Below are 21,568 nucleotides of genomic sequence, written 5' to 3' on the forward strand. Positions count from 1 at the left end.
GTTTGTCTGTGGTCGGTAGGGGCGGGTGCGTTTGTGGATGATGCCTAGCCGAGTGCAGGCATCACGCCAGGCGTGTGAGCGGTAAGACGAGCCGTTGTCGGATAGCACGCGTTCGACGGTGACGCCGCGGTCGGCGAACCAGGCGGTCGCGCGTTGCAGGACGGCGATGGCGGTGTCGGCTTTCTCATCGGCGCAGATCTCGGCGTAAGCGACTCGGGAGTGGTCATCGATCACGGTGTGGACGTAGCCAGTTCCCAGGAGCGGGCCGCCCCAGCCGGCACGGGGTGTCGCGGTGCGTGCCGCGGTCGCCCACCGGTTGCGGCGGCCCTGCTCCTTGCCCACGTAGCGCCAGCCGCCGCCGTCGGGGATGTTGCCGAACTTGGTGACATCGACGTGGATCAGCGAGCCGGGGTGATCGTGTTCGTAGCGGCGGATCGGCTCGCCGGTGACCCGGTCGATCCGGCTCAGGCGGTTGATCCGGCAGCGGACCAGCACCGCGTGCACCGTCGAGGCCGGCAGGCCGAGCCGGCCGGCGATCTGCACAGGCCCGAGCCGCGACCGCCACCGCAGCCGCACAATCCGCCGCACCATGGCCGGCGGCGTCTTGGCTGGGCTCGTGCGTGGCCGTGAGCTGCGATCGAGCATGCCGGCCGGGCCTTCGAGGCGGTAACGATCGGCCCACTTACGGGCCGTGCGCGGGGCAACCATGAACATCTTCGCCGCGCTCGAATACGTCCACCCGCCTTCGACGATCAACATCGCGAGTCGGAGTCGGGCGCGAGGGGTCAGAGCAGCGTTAGCGTGGGACACGAAGGCCTCCGGTCAGTGAAGCGGTTCCTAGACAGCTCCACTTCACAACCGGAGGCCTTCCCTCGTCTCAACGACAGGCCGACGTCAGCTCAGACGGGACAACGTCCCTGGGCATCACAGCTAGGGCAACGTGGGAACCGGCTCTGGACCGGGGGTCGCCGGCGTCCGGATCAAGCGGTGGATGAGATCCGGGCAGCGGCTGGCGACCAGCACGGCAATCGCTGACAAGCGCCGGACGTCGACGGCGGTCAGTGTTTTGTCCAGAGCGGATCGACCGCCCGGACAGGTGGCGGGGAGCGCGCCCAGGCCGGTAAGACATGAGGAGCGACAGTGCCGACGATTCTGGGTTCGGTTCGAGGACTGGTGCTGGCCCCGTCACTGGAGGAGGTGAGCTTCGACGGCAGGGGGTTCGGGGTGAGCCCGACACCGGCCACCGACCGGCTCGAAGCCGTGCCGCAGGCTGTGGTGTGCGGATTCGAGTGGGCCATCGCCGCCCGCGATCTCACCGACGTCAGGCGCAGGCTGCGCCTGGTAGATGAGGAGCAGCGCGGCTTCGCCTACGAGGGCGCGGCGATGGCGTGCACCATCCTCGACGCCGTCCGGGGCAACCGCACCCGTGAGCTGCTCAGCGGGGCCGGCGAGAAGTACATTCTGCTTGCCTACATAGGCATTGGGTTCGCGATGGCCAGGTTGCCGCGGCCACTCTGGAAGAAAGCGCTGCCTGACCTGGCCTCGCGTTATCACCCGACGATGAGCTGGCTGGCGGTCGACGGTTACGGCTTTGACCGCGCGTATTTCCAGACCGAACGCTGGGTCGACCGGCAGGAGATCCCGGCTGCCTATCCATGGCAAGGCTCGCCGGAGTACTTCCCGCGCGCGGTGGACCAGGGCATCGGCCGGGCGCTGTGGTTCATCTGCGGCGCGGACCCGGCCAAGGTGAGCACGGCGGTCCGTCGCTTCGCGCCGGGCCGGCAGGCTGACCTGTGGAGCGGGGTGGGTCTGGCGGCGACGTTCGCCGGTGGCTGCCCGCGCGCCGGGCTGGCCGAGCTGCGCAAGTCTGCCGGTGACTACTGGCCAGAGCTCGCGCTCGGGTCGGTGTTCGCGGTCAAGGCCCGTGCCTACGCCGGCTTCGTCCCCGAGCACACGGTGCAGGCCAACGAGCAACTGACCCACCTGTCCATCGAGGGCGCAAACGCGCTGGCCGACCGCACCGAGGTCACATCCCTGGCCAGCGGGTCGCTGCCGGCCTACGAGATCTGGCGCCGGCGCATCCGTGAGCAGGTCGCGGCGGTCTGAGTCCGGCTCACGACGTCACCGACAGGAGTCCGCCGCCTGCCAACCCCCAGAGGCTGACAGGACAGGCCCGCCGCCGTGGCCCCGGTGAGTAGGCACGACGGAGTAAGCGCCCCGCCCCTGCCGCTGACAGCATTCGTTCATCGAGGAATCCGGTCGTGAGAAGACCCGTCGAGGGAGAATAAATTGCCCGGCTTGAGAGCGCTACGGCGTCGCATCCTTACCCCGAACATGTCCGCGACGAAGCTGGATGTCCGTGGTTTCAACGAGAAGGACCAGGCGGCCAAGCAGTTGCTGGAGACGGTGGGCGCGACGTTCCTCACCGGCTACGGCTACGCCGTCCAGGCGCGGACGGTAGCTGAGTGCGAGCAGCGGCTGGAGCAGATCGCCCCGCAGTTTCGAGGCTTCGGCTACGAAGGCGCGGCGATGGGCTACGCGGTGCTGGACGGCCTGCCGATCGGCGGCTCCCGTCATGTGTCGGAGTTCCTGGCCGGCCGGGGCGCCCAGCACGCCTACATGGCCTACATCGGGGTGGGTTGGGCGATGGCGAGGTTGCCACGGTTTCGGTGGTCGAGGGTCACCGTCGCCGATCCGCTGATGCGATGGCTGGTGCTGGATGGCTTCGGCTTTCATCAGGCCTACTTCAAGACCGACAAGTACGTGACCCGGCAGTACCAGGAGCCGGAGTTCCCGTGGCCCGCCGAAGGCCAGCAGTGGTATGCCAATCACGCGATCGATCAGGGCATCGGCCGGGCGATGTGGTTCGTCGGAGGCGCCGAGGCCGAGCTGGTGGCCAGCATGATCGAGAAGTTCCCCGAGTCCCGCCAGCCCGACTTGTGGAGCGGCGCCGGCTTGGCGGCCACCTACGCCGGTGGCGCTGACGAGCAGGAGCTGCTCGCGTTCTGGCATCGCGCGGGCAAGCACCGCCCGCAGGTCGCTCAGGGTTCTGCCTTCGCCGCGACCGCCCGGCTGGAAGCCGGCCTGGTGACCCCGCACACCCGCCTGGCCACCGAGGTGTTCTGCGGCATGAGCCCGGAGCAGGCCTCCCAGGCCAGCGCCGACCTTCGTCCTGAGGGGCCGGCGGCCGATGACCTGCCGGTCTACGAGCTGTGGCGGCAGCGGATCGCTGACTCCTTCGTCAGCCTCGGACGGGTCTAGCCTGATGGCCGAATCGACCGTCACCCTCGCTCTGCCACGGCGCACGCCGCCCGGACCGCCCCGCTCTGCCACCCTCGGACTGCTCACCAAGCTGACCTCGGACCGGCTGGGTTTGATGAACCTGGCGGCGTCGAACTACGGCGACGCGGTTCGCCTGTCGATCGGCCCGAAGACCTTGTACCTGTTCAACAATCCCGAGTACGCCAAGCATGTCCTGGCTGACAACGCCGGCAATTACCACAAGGGCATCGGCCTGGTCCAAGCCAAGCGAGCGATCGGCGACGGCCTGCTGACCAGTGACGGCGAGTTGTGGCGCAAGCAGCGCAAGATAATCCAACCGGTGTTCAAGGCCAAACGGATCGCCCAGCAGGCCGGCGTGATCGCGGTCGAGGCGGGCAGGTTGGTGCAACGGTTGCGCCGCTACGACGGCGGCGGACCGGTTGACATCATGCAGGAGATGACCGGGCTCACCCTGGGGGTGCTGGGGCAGTCCTTGCTCGACGCCGACCTTGGCGTCTACGCCGGCGTCGGCCACTCGTTCGAGGCCGTCCAGGACCAGGCGATGTTCGAGATGGCGTCGATGGGACTGGTCCCCATGTGGGTGCCCCATCCCAAGCAGTCGCGCTTTCGCAAGGCCCGGCGCCACCTCGAGCACGTCGTGGACGCGCTGGTGGCAGACCGGATCGCTCGCGGCGACGGTGACGGCGATGACGTGATGTCGCGGTTGATCGACTCGACCAGCCGTGAACCGGACCCGGCCGTGGGAAAGCAGCGGCTGCGCGACGAGCTGGTCACCTTGCTGCTGGCCGGTCATGAGACCACCGCGAGCACTCTGGGCTGGACGTTCTACCTGATCGACAAGCATCCCCATGTCTGGCAGCGGCTGCACGAGGAGGCCGTGGAGGTGCTCGGTGACCGGCCGCCGACGTATGAAGACCTGCGCCGCTTGACCTATACCTCGATGGTGGTCGAAGAGGCGATGCGGCTCTACCCCCCGGTCTGGATCCTGCCGAGGCTGGCGCAGGCCGATGATGAGATCGGCGGTTATCACGTGCCGGCCGGCGCCGATGTGGTGGTCTGCCCGTACACGATGCACCGCCATCCTGAGTTCTGGACCGATCCGGAGCGTTTCAATCCGGAGCGCTTTGATCCGAGTGACACGACCAGCCGGCCAGGCTATGCCTACATCCCCTTCGGCGCCGGGCCGCGGTTCTGCGTGGGTAACCATCTAGGCATGATGGAAGCGGTGTTCGTCCTCTCCTCGGTCGTGCGAGAGTTGCGGCTGACCAAGCTGCCCGGTTACCGGGTGACGCCGGAGCCGATGCTCTCACTGCGGGTCCGGGGTGGGTTGCCGATGCTGGTCAGCTCCGTCGCCGAGCCCGCTTGAGCTTCCTCACCGGAGTAGAGCTGGTGCGTCTGCCGGCAGGCGCACCAGCTCTGAGGCTCTGTAGCTCTGAGGCTCTGTCCGGTGTGGGCCCCCGCGGCCGGACGTGAGCCCGGCAGCCTCAGCCCACCACCAGGCAGGAACTGCCGGCCCAGGTCGTGCTGGAATCGGCGTCGGCAGCGCTTCGTCGCTGCTGACCTGGCGCAGGCCGCGCGTCCACCACTGCGGGCGCCGCCGGCGTCCGGCTGTCCAGCTCGGGTAGAGCCAGCAAGATCGGCAGGTCGGTCAGCCGCGGTGGGCGCAGCTCGATGTTCGCGGTCACGGTGCGGCCGGCCACCACCCTGATCGGCCGTCCGGCTGCCACCGACACCGGCCTGCGCGTCCACGGCCGCGGGTCCAGATCGCGCACCGCGACCGCGGTGGCGTGAAGGAACCACTGCCCCTCCGGCACTGCGTTGAGTTGGTAGCTTTCGGCGCCGTCGAGCACCGCGTATGCGACCGGTGTCCCCTGCGGGATGGCGCTGTCGAACAGCGACACGTACACCCTCATCGGCACGTCGGCCTCCGGAGCCGTCACCGTGCCTCGCAGCCCACCAAGGCGCTGGCCGGTCGCCGCCATGACCTGCGGAGCCGGGATGCCGACCTCGGACAGGTAGCGATAGCGCGCCGGTGAGATGCTGACGCTGCGGGTGAATCGGCTGGAAAACGTGCCAGGACTGTTATAGCCGACCTGGTATGAGATGTCGGTGACACTCATGGTGGTCTCCAACAACAGGTTTTTGGCCTTGTAGAGCCGGATGGCGGTCAGGAACCTGCCGGGTGACGTGCCGGTGATGCCGCGGAAGACGCGGGAGAAGTAGAACCGGCTGAACACCGCCAAGTCCGCCATCTCTTCGAGGGACAGCGGTTCGTCGTACCGCTCCCACATGCTGGTGATCACGCGTTCGACGGCAGTTTGCACAGTTCCTCCTTGGATCTGTCGTACCAAGTGCGAGTCCGGCATCTGTTTGATGCGCGAGGGGGTGAACGAAGGGGCAAGGGTGGGGAGGTGATCACGGCGTCCGCCACCAGCCGCCACCACGTTGATTCCGTAACGGCAAGACGCCTGACTCAGAGCAAAGTCAAAGATCATCGAGCCAAGAGCAATATGTCGCTCGGCATATTTCGACTCGGCTATTATGCTAATGGGTCTGGACAAAGACATAAATGTGCCCACCTGGCATTCGTAATGAGTATTTGCTGCATTAGCCGCCTCGTGGAAGCCGACCTTAGCAGCATGTATGTAAAAGCGACATACCGACTTCGGACGTTACCCACAGCATGTGGCCTGTCGCTGTGGGCCAACTTTAGTCTGCCGCTCCGGACGCTGAAAGGAAAGGTTTGGAGCAGATTGCGCACATTAGAAGAAGCGAACCTTAGTGTCTGCACGAAGCTCTATTTCGGGCACTGGATGGCTCTCTGGAAGTGGTGTTCGCTAGTGCTGAACTGGGACCGCATACGGCCTTGCAGGGCCGGAAGCGAGCGCTACTGAGCCTGGGAGAGCAGTGCGACCCGGCCGGTGGAGACACTCCAAGATCGGCCTGGGGTTGCTGTCCTGGACTGGCGACGGCGATCGGAATTCTGCTTGTCAGGCGCAAGTACGGGAGTTGTATGCAACCAAACCTGTTGGTTTTACTGGGGTTTCCCCCTCATCGTGGCTACCGCGTCGGCGGCCGGCGTCAGGTGGCGGGTCCTGTCTCCAGCTCCCCGGCCCGCTCGGGCCAGACTGCGACTTGGCGCACAACGGAACTGTGATGGTGTATAGGGGGCCTAACTTGGTGTCTGCAATATTGTGAAAGTCGAACGATTTTCATATTGCATATGGACACAGTCGTGCGCATGAGGTGACCGGGCTGGCCGATCGAATGCAAGGCGTCGCTGAGCCGTTGCGCAGTGACGCTGAAGCGCAAGTCGAGCGGCAGGTGGACCGATTATCCAGGGTTCAACAGTTTCCTCGCTCAATGATTTATCTTGACGGCCGGAAGGGCTCTGCGCAGCAAGTCCCACAGGGGCTCCCACCGAACTCACCGATTCAGCTCGGCGCTTTCGGGCCGCTGGCCTTGCGGGCTGGCAGCCCACGCCGCCAAACCCACCAGCTCTGGCGCGTCCGGCGCAGACGGCGATGTCGATATTCAATAAAAGTGCGACTGCGGCCTCGCGCTGATCGCCAAGACCGCCCGTGCCGTGACGGGCACAAAGCCGGGTAATAGTCCGCGGCCGCCCTGGTCACAGGTCTGCCCGCGCTCGCAGTGGCTGGCGCGTGCGGCGGCGCGTGCGGCAGCGCGTCGGTGCGAGGCGAAAGGGTGTGCACCCACGGCGCGGGCGAGGCGGCAGGCGAATTCCGCCTGATCCCGAGCTGTTCGGATCGCGGGCAGACTGCGCCTCTGATGCTCACCCGCGGCGCTGCAGCCGCAGCGCCGCAGCCCGCGAGGCCGTGCCGCCGCGAGGCTTGAGAGACTGAGCGGAGCGCGAGGCTGTGGCGTCGGCAGGACGCGGTAAGGGCAGGCGCGCCAGGGCCCCGCTCGTGACCCACCCAGTGGCCGCGGCCTGCCCTCGCCAGGGCCGAATGCCGCTCAGATGTAGAGCGTGTTGGGCTCCTTGCCGCACAGGACGCGGCCGTAGAGCTCAGAGTTGGTGTCCGGGTGCATCAGGGCGTGCAGGTTGATGGCCTGGACGTCACGCCAGATCCGCTGCATCGGGACGTGGGAGTAGATCGAAGAGCCGCCGCTGGCCGAACTGAGGATCTCGACGGCATCCTTGACCAGCTTGCACACCGCGCCCATGTCAGCACGCGCCTTGGCCCGCTCCTCGATGCTCCACTCCGAGCGCTGGGCGCATTTGGCGTCCACCACAGAAGCCAGCCGATGCGCGTGGAACTCTGCCGCGTCGATTTTCATCGAGGCCTCCGACACCTGAAGGTGGGTCAGCGGCGCCTCGCTCTGGCTCTCGTAGGTGGTGTAGCTGATCTTCCGGTCCGGAAGCCATTGGAGAAAGGCGTCCCTGGCTGCGAATCCGAGGCCGAGCACGGCGCCCACGGAGGAGGCCGAGGCCACCGGCAGCAGCGGCGCGTTGTAGATCGGGGACTGGGCGTTGACCGTGGAAGCGCCCTGCCCCTGCAGTATCGCGGGCAGCGGCATGATCCGTTCCTGCGGAATGAACACCTCGTGCGCGACGGTGCTGACGCTGCCGGTGCCCTTCAGCCCAGAGGTGTGCCAGTCGTCGATGACCGTCAGGTCAGACATCGGGACGAGGGCGATGACCGGCATCGGCTCGCTGTGCGGACCGACCTGGATCGCGACGATCTCCTGCCAGTGAGCATGCGGCGCGCCGCTGATGAAACCCCACTTGCCGTTCACCACGACGCCGCCGTCAACCGGGGTGGCCATCGCGGTCGGGCTCAGCGTTCCGCAGATCCGGACATCCGGGGTCGAGAACACCTCGTCCTGCACCTCGTCGGGGAACTGGCATGCCATCCAGGTCGGGATCCAGTACACCGACGCCGCCCACGAGGTGGAGCCGTCCGCCCGGCCGAGCTGGGCGGCGACCTCCACCAGGGTGCGGGTGTCGGCCTCGTAGCCTCCGTATCGCGCCGGTGTCCGGAGGCGGAACATGCCGGCAGCGGCGATGGCGTCGATCACCACGTCGCTGATCCGCCGGTTCTCCTCAGCCCAGGCAGCATGCTGCTGGATGAGCGGCGTCAGTTCCGAAGCTCGATGGACCAGCTCAGACCGCGTCGGAACTTCGGTCGTCAACACATTTTCCTCCTAGACAGGTATCCGATTCCAAGAGCTGTTCGTTCAGCGCTTGTCATCACCGGCGATGCTCGAAGCAGAGACCGCCCGCGCGGGTGGGTCTGCGCTGGACCACCAAGCCCACGGCAGCGCTCGGAGTTCCGGTTAGACCGTCGCACCCCTCGGCTTTGTCCGGCATCTCTCCCAGTGCGGAGTAGCGGCGCGCGTCCTGCCAGGCGCAGGCCGGCTGACGGGGGCGCCAGGCGTACGCGGCCATATCGCAACCGACTTGTCTGCGCGCGCGAATCAGCAACGGCGATCGCGAGGATCTGCGTCACGCCCGGCCGCGGGAGGACGCCACGCTGAGCGACAGCCGCCCGGCCCTGCGGCGCCAGGGCGGGCGGCTGTCGGGCATGATGTCGCTGCCACACCGGCTTACAGCAGAGAGGCCGTCGCATGAGCTCGACCAGGACCGAGACGGTGGCGGTGCCCGGAGCGCGGCTGCACTGCGAGGTCACGGGCTCGGGACCGGTGCTGCTGCTGATCGCGGGCGCGGCCGCCGACGCTCGAGTCCTGTCCGGCCTGGCCACTCGTCTTTCAGGCAAGTACCGGGCAGTGACCTATGACATGCGGGGGCTGTCGCGCAGTGAGCTCGACGGGCCGGCCGAGGACGTCGGCATCGAGGCGCTGGCTGATGACGCGCACCGGATACTGGCCGCGTTCAGCTCGGAGCCGGCCTACGTGCTCGGCTCCAGTGGCGGGGGCCTGGTCGGGTTGGAGCTCACGGCCCGCCATCCTGAGCAGGTGCGGGCTCTGGTCGCGCACGAGCCGGCGGCGATGGCGCTGTTGCCCTACAGCCAGCAATGGCAGGACTTCGTCGGCGAGCTGGAGGAGCTGCATCGCAGCGCCGGCGCCGGCGCGGCGATGGGCCGCTTTCTGGACGGCATCGAGGCAGTCCCCGGCCCCGGCGTCGCCAAGCTCGGGCAGCTGGCCACACCACCGGCCGGCCAGCCACCGCAGGTCCGGATGTCGGCGCGGACCCGCGCGTTGATGCGCCGCTCGCAGGCGAACCTGGACCACTTCTTCGCTCATCAGATCCGCCAGGCGGCGGGTTACCTGCCTGATATCCAAGCCCTGAGCCGGCTTGGGGGCCGGATCGTGATCGGAGTGGGGGCGACCTCCCGGGGCCAGGCGCCTCACGAGGCCGCGCGTGAGCTGGCGCACCGCCTCGGCGTGGACGTCGTGGAATTTCCGGGCGGACACCAGGGATTCGCAACCGCGCCCGGTGAGTTCGCCAATGCCGTGGACCGGGTGCTGTCGCTCAGCTGAGGCTGATCGGCCGGCGCAACGGCGGCGCCGCGAGCGACACTCGACGGTGGGCCTGCTGCTTGCTGGACCTGCGTGGCCTAGGGACCGATCCGGAAGGTGTTGGCGAATTCGGACAACAGCTCGGGGTCACCGGTCACGTGCACACTGCCGTTCTCCAGAGCCTCTGCCGCGCTGATTCTGCCCGTGAGCAGGGCGGCGAAACCGTGGCCGGTCTCTATCACCAGGTCAGGCTCGGACTGCGGGCCGTCCGTGACGCCGAGTTGGCCGTCCTGCACGGTCAGGCCGATGACGACCCCCGTGACCCTCAACTCGTAGGTGACCGGCTCCGGGGCGGCCGAGGAACAGCCGCCCTGGTAGGAGGCGCGCATGGCCATCATCAGCGAGTCGGCGGTGTAGATGTCATCGGCGTCCGGAGGGCCCAGCGATTGACTGCCCCACCGCCCCAGCGCCAGCAGGATGTCATCGAGTTCACGGCCGTAGGGGGTGAGCTCGTAGACGACGGCCGTCGCAGGGCGGGGCAGGATGCGCCGCTGCAGCACTCCGTGGTGCTCCAACTCCTTGAGCCGGGCTGAGAGCACGTTGGTCGGTATGCGTGGCAGTCCCTGCCGCAGGTCGGTAAAACGCTTTGGGCCGATCATCAGGTCGCGGATGATGAGAAGCGCCCAGCGCTCGCCCACGATCTCCAGGGCACGGCTGAGCCCGCAGATCTGCCCATAGCTTCGTCGTGCCATAGCCGAACTCTACAGCTTGCTTGTTTTGAGAGAGTGGCAAAGTGGCGCATTATGTTATGAAATATCCGCGAAAGCGTGCAGACTCTAGCGTGCGTTTGCTTTCGTTATCAGCAGGGCGATTAAGTACGCCTGAGGATGAATGGCTTGCTAGCACCAGCGACGACGTCCTCAGCGACTCAGAGTCCGTGCCCGCTGCCGTGCCTGGGTGGCGCCCGGCCCATGCGGCCGGGCGCCACCGATCAGCCCGATCCCCCCGTCAGATCTGCTGGACGCCGGCGAGAGTGGGCGCCTGCCCCGCCGGGCCGAAGGAGGTCGTCGCGAACGGCGCCAGAGCAGCGCGCAGGGACTCTGGCACCCGGGTCGGCTTGGTGTCGGTGTTCGGTCCGCGCATGCACGCGATCCGTTGCCGGCCCCGGGCCACCAGCACCTCCATGTCGTCGCCTAGCCGGACGTAGTCGAAGGCGAAACCGATCTGGGTCTGGGTCAGGTCTTCCAGCCGCATCCTGATCGAGAGCTCGTCGAAGGCGGTGATCTCGACCAGGTACTCGCACTCGCATCTGAGCGTGAACAGCTTCAGGTCGTTCTGCAGGTCCTTCAGCACTGCCGGGGCCCGCTCCCGCAGGAACATCTCCCGGCAGCGGCCCTGCCACCTCAGGTAATTGACGTAGTAGACATTGCCCACCAGATTCGTCTCCTCGAAGCCGACCAGGTGCCGGTACTCGTAGTACTGCCGCATCGTCAGTTCCCGCCTTCGCTCAGCATCGTGAACACCACTGGGTCCTTGACATCGCGAACCGTGGTCGGGAACGTCGTGATCCGCGCGGCGCCCGAACGCAGGACGACCCAGCGGTCGGCCCGCTGCTCCTCGACCGTGATCGGCTCGATTCGAGCCCGGCCCACCTTGCGCAGGCACTCCACCGCACCCCATACCCGGGTGGCGGCCAGCGACAGCTCCTCACCCTGTTCGGCGGCCAGCAACCGCGCCAGGGCGAACGGCTCCCGGCCGAGCAGCTCGGCCCAGTCCTGCTCGGACCTGCCGATGACCACTTCCACGTCGCAGCTGACCGGCTTGGAGCCGCCTGCCACCACGAAGGTCAGCCCGGCCGAGTGCGAGGACGACACCTCGACGCCACCGTCGACCTCGGGCTTGCCGTCCGGGCGGTAGCGCACCGTCGTGGGCTCGCCCAGCGCCCAGCCGAGCGCCTTGGCGGTCTGCTCGCGCCGAGCAGTCTGGCCCTGGGCCGGATAGGCCCCGTCTGGCAGCACCGCGCACCGCAGGTCGAGGTCGCCCAGGATCAGCTCGGCGCGCCGCTGCAGATATGGCCCCAGCAGGCTGGCAAGCCACGGACCGGTTCCGTCCTGCTTGCGGACCGCCTGCAGTCGCAAGCCTTCCCAGCGCTCGACCAGCTTGCCCGCCAGATCGCAGACGTCGAGGTCGTAGAGGTAGGTGTCACCCTCACGCAGGCGTTCCACCGCATGCAGCGTGACCTTCTCCTGGGCCAGCACGTCGCGGCGGTCGGCCAGATACAGCCGTTGGATGCCGGCCGGCAGCAGCGTCGCCTCCGGCACGCAGCACTGGATAGCGTGCATCAGGGCGTCGCGGGTCCCCGGGTCTGCCAGCACCAGATCCTGGGCGAGGAAGCCTGCGAACCAGTCCTGCGAGGGCTGGTTGCCGATCTCGGCCACGCAACTCTTGGCAGCCAGCTGCCGGTAACCCAGCAGCCGCTGGAACCGGCCGCCCTGGAACAGGATCGAGCCGTAGAGCTCCCGCGCCGGATCAAGCGGCAGCAATTCCGACCGCCCGCTCGAGCCGACCGTCTCAGGAAGGCTCTCCGAATACCGCAAGATCGCCCGGAAGTGGTCGGCCTGGAAACCGGTGTCACTGCTGCGGATCACCGCCTCGACGTCGCCGTTGTCGGTGACCAGCGCCGCGATACGGATCGTGGTGCGGCCCTGCGCCGGCACCACGATCGGGCGCAGGAACTCCACGTCGGTGAGCACCGGTGGCCGCTCGTTGCCGGTCAGGGCTGCCGCGGCCTGCGCCATGGCCTCCATTCCCAGCACCGCCGGAAACAGCAGGTCGCCGTCGAGCAGATGGTCGGCGAGGTAGAGGTCGGCAGTGGCCGACAGGTCGGCCTCGGCGACCAGTTCCACGCCCGGGTAGTGCACCTGCGTCCGGTCCAGGAACCGCGACAGCGCAATCTCGCGCTGCTCGAACGTGATCGTCGGCAGTCCCTCCGCGCGGCCCATCACCACCATGGTCGTGGGCGCGCTCGGATCGGCGAGCGCCCTGTTCAGAATCTCGATGCCGTCCTCGGTCCGGATCGGAGAGATGCCTTCCCGCATCAGCGATTCCAGCACCCCCAGGCGCTCACCCATGCCCGAGCCTGACCACACCGACCACTCCAGTGCCAGGCACCGGCAATGGGGGTAGTCCTCGGCCACCCGGGCAGTCAGGTCGGTGAGCCAGTCGTTGGCGGTGGCGTAGTCGGCCTCACCCCGCAGGCCCGCTCGGCCGATGATGCTGCCGAAGGTGACCAGCAGCCGCAGCGAGCCCGGATCGGTTGCCGCGAGCACTGCCTCCAGCCCGCTGATCTTGGGCGCCAGCGTGCGCTCGAACGAGGGTTGGTCGAGGTTGAGCAGGGGCTTTGGCTCATTGCGGCCGGCGCCGTGCAGGACGCCGGTGACCGGTCCGAGCGCGCCTCGGATCTCCTCGACCGCGGCCTTCACCTCATCGGCGGAGGTGACGTCGGCCCGGACGTAGCGGTAGCGCACTCCGGCCGCGGCCATCCGCTCCAGATTGGCGGCTAGCTCCGAGTCGGCCTCCGGGCCGGACCGGCCGAGCAGTCCGATCGCCGCGCCGGTGCCCTGGGCCAACGCCAGCGCGCACTCGGCCGTGATCCCCTTGCCGCCGCCGGTGACCAGCAGGACGTCCTGCGGACCCAACGGCGAGCGGCCCTCAGCGCCGGCGCCGAGCTGCAACGGGCGCAGCACCGGAACCCGGCGAGTTCCGGCAGCGTCGTAGCCGACCTCGCTGAAGCCGTCGGTGGCGACGACGTCGGCGATGATGCGGCGCACCGCGGTCCTCACCTGGTCAGGAGTCAGATCCAGCGGCAACGGCAGGGTGATCACCGTGGTCGACACCGTCGGCGACTCCAGGCACAGGGTCTTGGCCAGGCCAGCCGCGCCGCGACGGTCACCGACCACCACGAAGCGGGCCGGCGACGGCAATGCCAGCACCGCCTTGGCGGCGGCCAGCATCAGCGGCACATGGCTCTCATCGCAATCGCGCGGTAGGCAGAGCGCGACTCCGTCGCCGAGCTGAGCACCTTGCAAGGCCTGCCGCAGCTCGGTAGCCAGCGGATGCCGTTCACTGGCGAAGACCTGCCAGCTCCCAGCGCCCGCGGGCCCGGCGGCTGGTCCGGCCGCTGCCGGCGTCTGGTCGATCGCGAAGGCCCGCACCCAAGGCGCGACCCCCAGCGCCGCGGCCGTGGGCTCCTCCTGCGCCAGAGCGCTTCCGCCCAGATCATCGAGCATCTGGGCTAGCTGGGCCAGCGTGGAGGTGGCGAACGTCGAGGTCGCCATCGGGGCGGCCAGCCCCAGCTCACGCGAGGCCTGGTTGACGATCTGGCCGACCGTGATCGAGCTCAGGTGCAACTCATCCAGCGGATGGCTGCCGGCGCTGACCGCCTCCAAGGGCAGTTCGGCCCGCTCGGCAGCCAGCCGGCGAAGGACGTCCACCGCGCTCTGCGGCGGCCCGTCCGGCACGGCCTCCGCCGGCGTGGCCTGAGCCTCAGGCTGGCCCGACGGGACGCTGTCGGGCGCCGCCGGCGCCGGTGGCCGGGGGGCAGGCGATGGCAGCGCCCGGACGGCCGGAGCCGCCGGCGTGGCTGCCGGTCTTGGCATCCCCAGCTCGTCGGTCGGCGCCTGCTCGCAGGGGCTGGCGAAGAACCGGAACTGCTTGCCGGGTTCGAGGACCCTGGTGAACCGATCGCGGTGCAGTTCGGCATGGCGGACCGGCGCGCCGAGGACGTAGCACGCAGCGACCGCCCGCAGCAGGCCCGCGAGTGAGTCGCTGTCGGTCTCGAGCGAGATGGTCGGGACGAACGGGGCGATCTCGCTGGCCAAACCGCGCAGGATGGTGCCCGGACCGACCTCGAGCAGCAGGTCGACGTCACCGGCCAGGGCCGTCACCGCCTCGGCGAAGCGCACCGGCTCGCGGACCTGGCGGGCCAGCAGGCCCGGCAGGTCGGTGTCGGCGGCCAGGGTGTCCCCGGTCACCGTGGACACCACCCGGCGCCGCACCGGTGAGAACCGGTGGCCCTCCAGGTGGCTGTGCAACGCCTCGGCAGCCGCCGACACCAGCTCCGAATGGAAGGCGTGGGACACCGGCAGCCGCATCACGGTCAGCGACTGGGCCGCGGCCCTGGCGCAGACTCGATCGACGGCGTCGGCCGGGCCGGACACCACGGTCTGGCGGGGGCCGTTGTAACCGGCGATCACCACCGGCTCGCCTGCCAGCATCGGCGTGACCAGCTCGGGCGCGGCCATCACGCCTGCCATCGCGCCGTCGCTGCGGCCGGTCTCAGCCATGATCTGGCCACGAGCGGCTGCCAGCGAGAGCAGGGCGCTCTGGTCATATGCGCCGGCCCAGTGCAACGCGGTCAGCTCACCGAGGCTGTGCCCGGCAGCGGCCACGCCCTCGATCCCGAGCAGGTCCAGCAGCCGGAGTCCGGCCACCGACGAGGTGGCGATTCTCGGCTGGGCCGCCGCGGTGTCGGCCAAGCTTGCGCCCGCCGGCAGCGGGTGATCGCGGTAGAGCTCCTGGACCACCTCGAAGCGGCGGGCGATGGCGCCGCCGTCACTGCGTCGGCCGGCGCCCTGGCCCGGGAACAGGAACCCGATGCGCGGTGTGCCGCCGGCGGCGCCGAGGAAGACACCACCGTCGGGGTCGAGCACAGACCTGGCGCCGTTGTCCAGCAGCATCAGCAGCTTGCCGAACTGGCGCTCGGCTTGCTCGGGGCTGTTGAGGACCACCGCCGCCCTGATCGGGCGGTCGGCGAGGCCGGCCTCGAGGGTGCCGGCCAGGTCACCGAGGTCGGCGAAGGACATCCGCGTCGACATGGCCGCCAGCTGGCTGATCTTGCCACGCAGGTCGGCGATGCTGTCGGCGTCGATCAGCAGCAGCTCGCAGTCCTGCCTGGAGCGCACCAGCCGCGCCACCTCCGGGGCGATCTCGGTCCGGCGCTCGCCGTCGGACTGCTCGAGGACGACATGGGTGTTGATCCCGCCGAAGCCCATCGAGGACACCCCGGCTCGGATCGGCCCGCTGGCCGGCCACAGCTCGGCCGAGCTGGGAACGCGCAGCGCGGGACGCTCACCCTGCAGCTCCGGATGCGGATTGATGTGGCTGGTCGCCGGCGGGATCACCTGGTGGTGGACGGCCAGGACGGCTTTGAGCAGGCCGCCGACCCCCGCAGCCGCCTTGGTGTGCCCGATGTTGCCTTTGAGCGTGCTGATCGCGGCCGGCGGGGCGTCGGGGTCGGCAAGCCGGCGGGCCGTGGAGAAGGCCCGCAACTCGGTGGCGTCACCGACCGCGGTCCCGGTGCCGTGGCCTTCGAGATAACCCACCGTCTCAAAGCCGAATCCGGCGCTGCGATAAGCGCGTTTGATGGCCAGCTGGTGACCGGCTGCCTCGGGCCGGGTGATCCCGCCCTTGCCGTCAGAGGAATAACCCCAACCGACGATGCTGGCGTAGCGCTTGAGTCCCTGCTCGATCGCGTCCTGCTCACGCATCAGGACCAGCATTCCGCAGCCTTCACCAGGCCAGAACCCGTTGGAGTCCTTGTCGTACACCCGCATCTCGGTGGTGGCCAGCGCGCCGGTCTTGGCGAATCCGATCACCTCGAACGGGTCGATGCTCAGGTCGACCCCGCCGGCGATCACGGTGTCGAGCTGCCCTTCGGCCAGCGCGTTGCACGCGGTGGTCACCGACAGCAGCGATGAGGAGCAGGCGCCGTCGACGGTGTAGCCGCCCCCGTTGAGATCGAAGTGATTGCAGATCCGTCCGGCGATGGTGTTGGCCAACCCGCCGGCCAGCATGTCCTCGTCGACCGGCGCGAACGGGCTCTTGTAGCGGGTCTCGAGCTGATCGAGGAACCCGCTGAGCGCGGCGTCGTCCCAGCCCTGCTCGCGCAGGGCGGCCCCGACGGTGCGCCGGACGTAGGGCCAGCGCAGCCGCATCATGCTCGCCCGGCTGAACTCGCCGGTCAGGCTGTTGCCGATCACCACGCCGGTGCTCTCACGCTTGAGGCCCTGGCCATCGGCGAACCCGGCGTCGGCCAGCGCCCGGGCGGCGGTGTCCAACGCCAGCCAGTGCGTCATGTCGGTGGAGCGGTAGGTGCTTCCGGCGACTCGGTACTTCACCCGGTCGAACTCGAAACCCTCGATGACCGCTGCCTTCTGCGAGTAGAACCGGTCAGGTGCGGCGGGGTCGGGGGAGTAGTAGTCCTCCAGCCGCATCCGCTCGTCGGGCAGCCGGCGAAACGCCCGTCGTCCGGCGAGCACGTTCTTCCAGAGGTCCTCGGGGGAGTCGGCGTCGGGGTAGCGGCAGGAGATGCCGACGACTGCGATGCGATCGGCGCTCATACCGCCACCGCCGCGGGGGCCTGGCTGATGGAGCGCTCGGCGCCTGCGGCCCGACGCTGCTTGGACTTGGCGATGAAGTGCGCGCCCCACCAGCCCAGACCGCGCAGGGCACACACCGCGGTGGTGGCGAAGAACAGCGTGTAGACGACGTTGAACTGCATCATCACCGCGTAGACGAAGGCGACCGAGGCGCCGAACATGAACTGGCTGCGAGCCTTGAACGGCGTGGTGCCGGGGTCGGTGATCATGTAGTTGGTGAACAGCACGAAGGCGACTCCGGTCATCGCGCCGAGCGCGGAGAACAGCGAGACGTCCCAGATCCAATGCCGGACGAAGGCCTGGATGGCGAAGGCGCCCAGCCAGCCGACGATCAGGGGGATTTTGCGGGTGAGCATGGCGTTGATCACCGTTCCGGAGGTGACGATGATGAGGGGGATCATCACCCGAAAGAATGTGTTGGCGTTCTCGGTGAACTGGTAAGGCGGGGCGATGCTGCACCAGTGGCTGAAGCAGAGCAGCACCGCGGTGATGCCGAAGTTGGACGGGTTCATGAAGTGCCGCATCCGCCCGGCGATCGGCGCCTGCAGGACATGCTTGGCGCCGACGCCCACCACCACGCCGAAGGCGACCGGCCAGAACTGGTTGTTGGTGTAAAGCAGCATGCTGACGGCGAGGCTGGTGATGTGGGCCGGCAGCAGTGACTCGTAGAGGCCGCGGAAGCCGTTGCCCCGGTACTTCGGCTGCCGCCGGTGCACCCACGCGCTGATGGTCTCGAAGAAGATCTCTGTGGAATAGCCCACCAGCACCGACAGGATCGGCCACAACCACGGTTGCTCGAAGCCGAGCCACGCGTAGCCGAAGATGTTGAGAACGCTGATCGAGATGGCGAAGTTGCGCAGCGCGATATAGCGAGGGTCGGCCTTGGGCTTGCCGGCCGGCGCTGGAGCCGCGACCAGCGGCGATGGGCTAGGCGCAGCCGGTTGCTGCTGGATAGTGGCGGTCATCGGCTTGATACCTCCTGGACAGTGTCCGTCAGGACGAGGGAGTGGACGCCAGGCGTCATCTTGAGTTGTTGCTTGTGCAGTCGGCCGTCGACGTCGCGCCATTGCAGCTCCACGTCGGCTTCTGCGCTGAAGTCACCGAGGCCGAAGTGGACCTCGAAGCTCCGGAAGCCGCCGTGACCGCCGCCGCCGTCGAGTTGAGAGATCCTCTTTCCGTCCGGGGTGGTCACGGTCACCGTCGCGTTGTAGGCCGGCGCCCCGATATTGGCCAGTCCCTTGCCAGCTACCGCGCTGCTGTCACTGGCAGGGCGGTAGAGGTGCAGGTTGAGGTAGTTGCCCTTGTTCGGAGACTGGTTGGCGTAGAAGGCCGGTGGCCCCCACTGCCGTGCGATCGCGAAGTCCAGGGCTCCGGTGCCGGTGGTGTCAGCCGTGGCGAGCCCGCGGCTCGGAATGGGCACATCGGTTCCGATCTGAGAGCTGATGTTGACGTACTTGCCATCGGAGTTCTTGGCGTAGAAGGCCATGTGCTGATTGCCGGCGACGTCGTCACCGGGGCCGACGTTCGGCCACATCGCGGGGTTGCTGAGCAGGTCGTCGTTGGTCATGGCCATCTCCTGTAGCCATGGCCACCGGTCGATCTTGCCCTTGACGAAGCCGGTCGCCTGCAGGACGGACAGGTCACCGTTGTTGAGGAAGTCGCCCATCTTGACGTCCCAGCACCAGCCGGTCCAGCCCATTCCGTACTTGACGGCCTGCTGCTCGAAGGGCGCGATGCCGGCGTCGAGCTTCTTCTTCATCTCGGCTTGGTCCTTGGCCTGGTTGATGAAGATGAAGTTGCTCTCCTGCAGGCCCCACTTGGCGGTGATGTTGCTGACCGCGAGGTCGAACTTGCCGGTGCGGTTGAGATCACCGAAGTCCGCGCCCATTCCCTTGAACGAGTCCTTGCCGAGCACGAAGGACTTGGCAGTCGTCGGCGCGCGCTGCCCGCTGGCCTCCTTGAACCTGATGTCGCCCGGGGTCGAGATGTTGTACAGCAGGTGGTCGTGGCCGAAGTCGTTGGCGATGTAGATGTCAGGCAGCCCGCTGCCGGTCAGGTCGGCGCCGGTGATGGCCAGCGTCCACCCGGTGGAGACCTGGTAGGGGATGGCGGCCTGCTGCTCGATGTAGTGCACGGTCGGCTTGTCGCCGGAGGTGGCGCTGTGCCAGCGCAGCACCCGGTCACCGCCGCCGTTCTTGGCGGTGGACAGCGAGTTGTTCATCTCGACGTTGTTCTGGCCGTGGGGATTGAGCACGTCGGACTCGGGGAAGTAGTTGCCGATGATGATGTCGGGGTGGCCGTCGCCGTCGAGGTCGCCGACATAGTCGGCGTCGGTGTTCCACCGCGGGCCGTGGTACCTGCCGTCCAAAGACTGCGAGGGAATGAGCTCCTGGGGCCGGTAGGAGGCCATGGACAGGGTGGTGGCGCTGCTCTTGGCCAGGAACAGGATGGGGGTCCGGCCCCAGTAGGTGACCAGCAAATCCATCCGGCTGTCGCCGTTGAAGTCGCCAGGGTTGCAGCCTGTCGGCGCCATCGCGGCGTCCATCGGCAACGGGCTGGGGTCGAGCACGAACGGCGAGAACCGGTCCGCCGCCACCGCGGTCGGCGTGTAGGTGACGATCACGTCGTTGGTCCGGGTGTCCACGATGCACATGCCGTCCGAGCGCCCGTTGCCCACCAGGTCATTGATCGCGATGCTGGCGCCGACCGAGGAGATCCAGGCCGCGATCTTGGCGTATGCGCGGTTGACCGGGCGGATGGTCTCCATCTTCTGGTCGTTGTAGCCGGCAGGCATGGCGATGGGCAGCTCTTTGAACTTGTACTTGCTCGCCACTGTCTCCGCGCCGTAGGTCGCCACCCGGCTTTGAGCGACCACGTACAGGGAGACCAGGACCACGGCGGCCACCAGGCCGGGAACCAGCTTGCGGACACGTTCACGGGACACTGCCATGATTAACCCTTCGCGGAGTAACAAGATCGACTGCATTGACGTTGCTGTCGGGGGGATCGGTGCGAAGTGCAAGCGCGACGCGAGGCGACGCCTGGGCCACCGTCCTGCTGTGAGCAACAGGACAAGGCCTCAGGCGCCGCTTTGCCTGCCTGCCATCGCCTACCGTTGTGAATTGGCCACCTTCGTCGATCAAGAATGCGACCCGGCCGGTTCGCTGGCCTCTCCCACCTTGCCCGGCTAACGCCGATGGTCTTTCAACATGTTTTCAAGGCGATAACGAATCCGACGAGCTCCGGGTCGAACTGCCCAGCGGGCGCCAGGCGCCTGTCATCAGCCGGCGACGCAGCCGGCGATCGAGGACTGCGCCAGGCGCGCTCAGCAGCTGATCTGCAACCAGCTGGCGATCTGGCGGGCGGCTGCCATGCTGGCCCACGAGGTGGTGGCGATCAGCGCTTGGTCACCGGGCTGCTCGCGGCCGAAGGCGTCGATGACCGACTGGTCGACCTGGAAGGGCGCCAGCGCGGTGAGCAGCACGAGCCGGCCGCTGGCCTGCTGGCCGGCCGGCAGCGCCAGCACCTCTTCCTCAACCCAGGACCGGCTCAGGCCGAGCTGCCGGCCGTCCCAGCCGGCCAACCGTGACCGCAGCGCAGTCCGCACGGGTGTCGGGACGTGCGTGTGACCGGCCGCCTCGATGGCTGCGCTCGCGCGGGCGAACGCCTCGGCGATGTGCGGGCTGCCGGCCGCCCACCACAGCTCCGGCGGCAGCGGCGCCGCGGGCAGTAGCTCCAGTGAGGCGCCCGGCTGATGAGGATGACCGGCGGTGGCGCTGATGAACCGTCCGAGCACCCGCAGAACGCCGCCGCGGGCCAGCGTGGGAAGGGCCGGCGGCAGTGGCGAGTCGTCGAGGAAGATGTCGACCATCCGGTTGACGTAGTGAAAGGAGACGGCGACGCCGGCGATCTCGGGCGCCTGCTCCAGAGAGAAGGGCGCGTCCTGGGGTCGGCCGTCTGGGCGCATCCCCGACCGGCGCGCCCACTGGGCCAGCGCCCGCACGTCAGGATCTGCGATCGAGTCCATGTCGCCGGAGGTGACCGCGGCCGCGGTCGGGCCGCCCAGCAGCCCGGACAGCGTCGCCGAGTGCACCGTGACGCAGTACGGGCACGCGTTGCCCAGCGACACGGCCGCTGCGACGGCTTCCTTGGCGCCCCGCGAGACCTGGCCGTCAGCCAGCAGCGGCTCCCGCAGCATCATCCAGCTGGCGGCCAGCGGCCCGGGCGCCGGCGAGTGCAGCGCCACCGGCGGCGCCAGCATGCCGAAGTCCCGCTCGGCCTGCCGGTAGACCCTGGTCACCATGTCGTCAGCGCCGCCTGTTCGGGCCGGGGTGACGTGCTTGATGCGATCCAGCGATCGGCGAAGCGCCTTCTGCAGAAGTGACTTGGCCATCGACGCTCCTAGT

13 protein-coding genes are annotated in these 21,568 nt (G+C 68.2%); 4 read left to right on the forward strand and 9 right to left on the reverse strand.

Annotated features, from left to right (window positions below; translation table 11 throughout):
- A partial coding sequence (locus VGB75_17560) for an IS481 family transposase (GenBank protein ID HEY0168856.1) occupies nucleotides 1-810 on the reverse strand: 810 nt, incomplete at its 3' end.
- 330 nt (nucleotides 811-1,140) lie between these two features.
- On the opposite strand from VGB75_17560, the gene VGB75_17565 reads away from it, so the two are divergent.
- The 3 genes from VGB75_17565 (at nucleotide 1,141) to VGB75_17575 (ending at nucleotide 4,648) form a co-directional block, all read left to right on the forward strand.
- Nucleotides 1,141-2,106 (forward strand): DUF1702 family protein, encoded by a 966-nt coding sequence (locus VGB75_17565; protein ID HEY0168857.1) that lies wholly within the window; start codon nucleotides 1,141-1,143, stop codon nucleotides 2,104-2,106.
- A 192-nt stretch (nucleotides 2,107-2,298) separates the two neighbouring features.
- Nucleotides 2,299-3,261, forward strand: a complete 963-nt coding sequence (locus VGB75_17570; GenBank protein HEY0168858.1) for a DUF1702 family protein — start codon at nucleotides 2,299-2,301, stop codon at nucleotides 3,259-3,261.
- Nucleotides 3,262-3,265: 4 nt separating this feature from the next.
- Nucleotides 3,266-4,648 (forward strand): cytochrome P450, encoded by a 1,383-nt coding sequence (locus tag VGB75_17575; GenBank protein HEY0168859.1) that lies wholly within the window; start codon nucleotides 3,266-3,268, stop codon nucleotides 4,646-4,648.
- A gap of 118 nt (nucleotides 4,649-4,766) precedes the next feature.
- Here the strand turns inward: VGB75_17575 and VGB75_17580 are convergent, their stop codons facing one another.
- A complete protein-coding gene (locus tag VGB75_17580; protein HEY0168860.1) occupies nucleotides 4,767-5,606 on the reverse strand; it encodes a helix-turn-helix transcriptional regulator in 840 nt (279 codons plus the stop codon).
- A 1,651-nt stretch (nucleotides 5,607-7,257) separates the two neighbouring features.
- Complete coding sequence (locus tag VGB75_17585; protein ID HEY0168861.1) at nucleotides 7,258-8,439, reverse strand: acyl-CoA dehydrogenase family protein; 1,182 nt, start codon at nucleotides 8,437-8,439, stop codon at nucleotides 7,258-7,260.
- A 432-nt stretch (nucleotides 8,440-8,871) separates the two neighbouring features.
- Here VGB75_17585 and VGB75_17590 point away from each other — a divergent pair, with 432 nt between their 5' ends.
- Complete coding sequence (locus VGB75_17590) at nucleotides 8,872-9,744, forward strand: alpha/beta hydrolase (protein HEY0168862.1); 873 nt, start codon at nucleotides 8,872-8,874, stop codon at nucleotides 9,742-9,744.
- Nucleotides 9,745-9,821: 77 nt separating this feature from the next.
- Here VGB75_17590 and VGB75_17595 read toward each other — a convergent pair whose 3' ends face one another.
- From VGB75_17595 to VGB75_17620, 6 genes are all read right to left on the reverse strand, one after another.
- The gene (locus VGB75_17595; GenBank protein HEY0168863.1) at nucleotides 9,822-10,475 is read right to left on the reverse strand and encodes a winged helix-turn-helix transcriptional regulator; all 654 of its coding nucleotides are present in this window, start codon (nucleotides 10,473-10,475) and stop codon (nucleotides 9,822-9,824) included.
- A 256-nt stretch (nucleotides 10,476-10,731) separates the two neighbouring features.
- A complete protein-coding gene (locus VGB75_17600; GenBank protein ID HEY0168864.1) occupies nucleotides 10,732-11,211 on the reverse strand; it encodes an acyl-CoA thioesterase in 480 nt (159 codons plus the stop codon).
- A 2-nt stretch (nucleotides 11,212-11,213) separates the two neighbouring features.
- The gene (locus VGB75_17605) at nucleotides 11,214-17,123 is read right to left on the reverse strand and encodes an SDR family NAD(P)-dependent oxidoreductase (GenBank protein ID HEY0168865.1); all 5,910 of its coding nucleotides are present in this window, start codon (nucleotides 17,121-17,123) and stop codon (nucleotides 11,214-11,216) included.
- A complete protein-coding gene (locus tag VGB75_17610) occupies nucleotides 17,120-18,127 on the reverse strand; it encodes an enediyne biosynthesis protein UnbU (protein HEY0168866.1) in 1,008 nt (335 codons plus the stop codon). The genes VGB75_17605 and VGB75_17610 overlap by 4 nt, the downstream gene beginning before the upstream one ends.
- Nucleotides 18,124-20,112, reverse strand: a complete 1,989-nt coding sequence (locus VGB75_17615) for a CRTAC1 family protein (protein ID HEY0168867.1) — start codon at nucleotides 20,110-20,112, stop codon at nucleotides 18,124-18,126. Before VGB75_17615 ends, VGB75_17610 begins: the two co-directional genes overlap by 4 nt.
- A 375-nt stretch (nucleotides 20,113-20,487) precedes the next feature.
- Complete coding sequence (locus tag VGB75_17620; GenBank protein HEY0168868.1) at nucleotides 20,488-21,555, reverse strand: hypothetical protein; 1,068 nt, start codon at nucleotides 21,553-21,555, stop codon at nucleotides 20,488-20,490.
- Between the last annotated feature and the right edge of the window lie 13 nt (nucleotides 21,556-21,568).

Origin of the sequence: Jatrophihabitans sp. (genome assembly GCA_036399055.1) — a bacterium.
In the GTDB taxonomy this organism is placed as follows: domain Bacteria; phylum Actinomycetota; class Actinomycetes; order Mycobacteriales; family Jatrophihabitantaceae; genus Jatrophihabitans_A.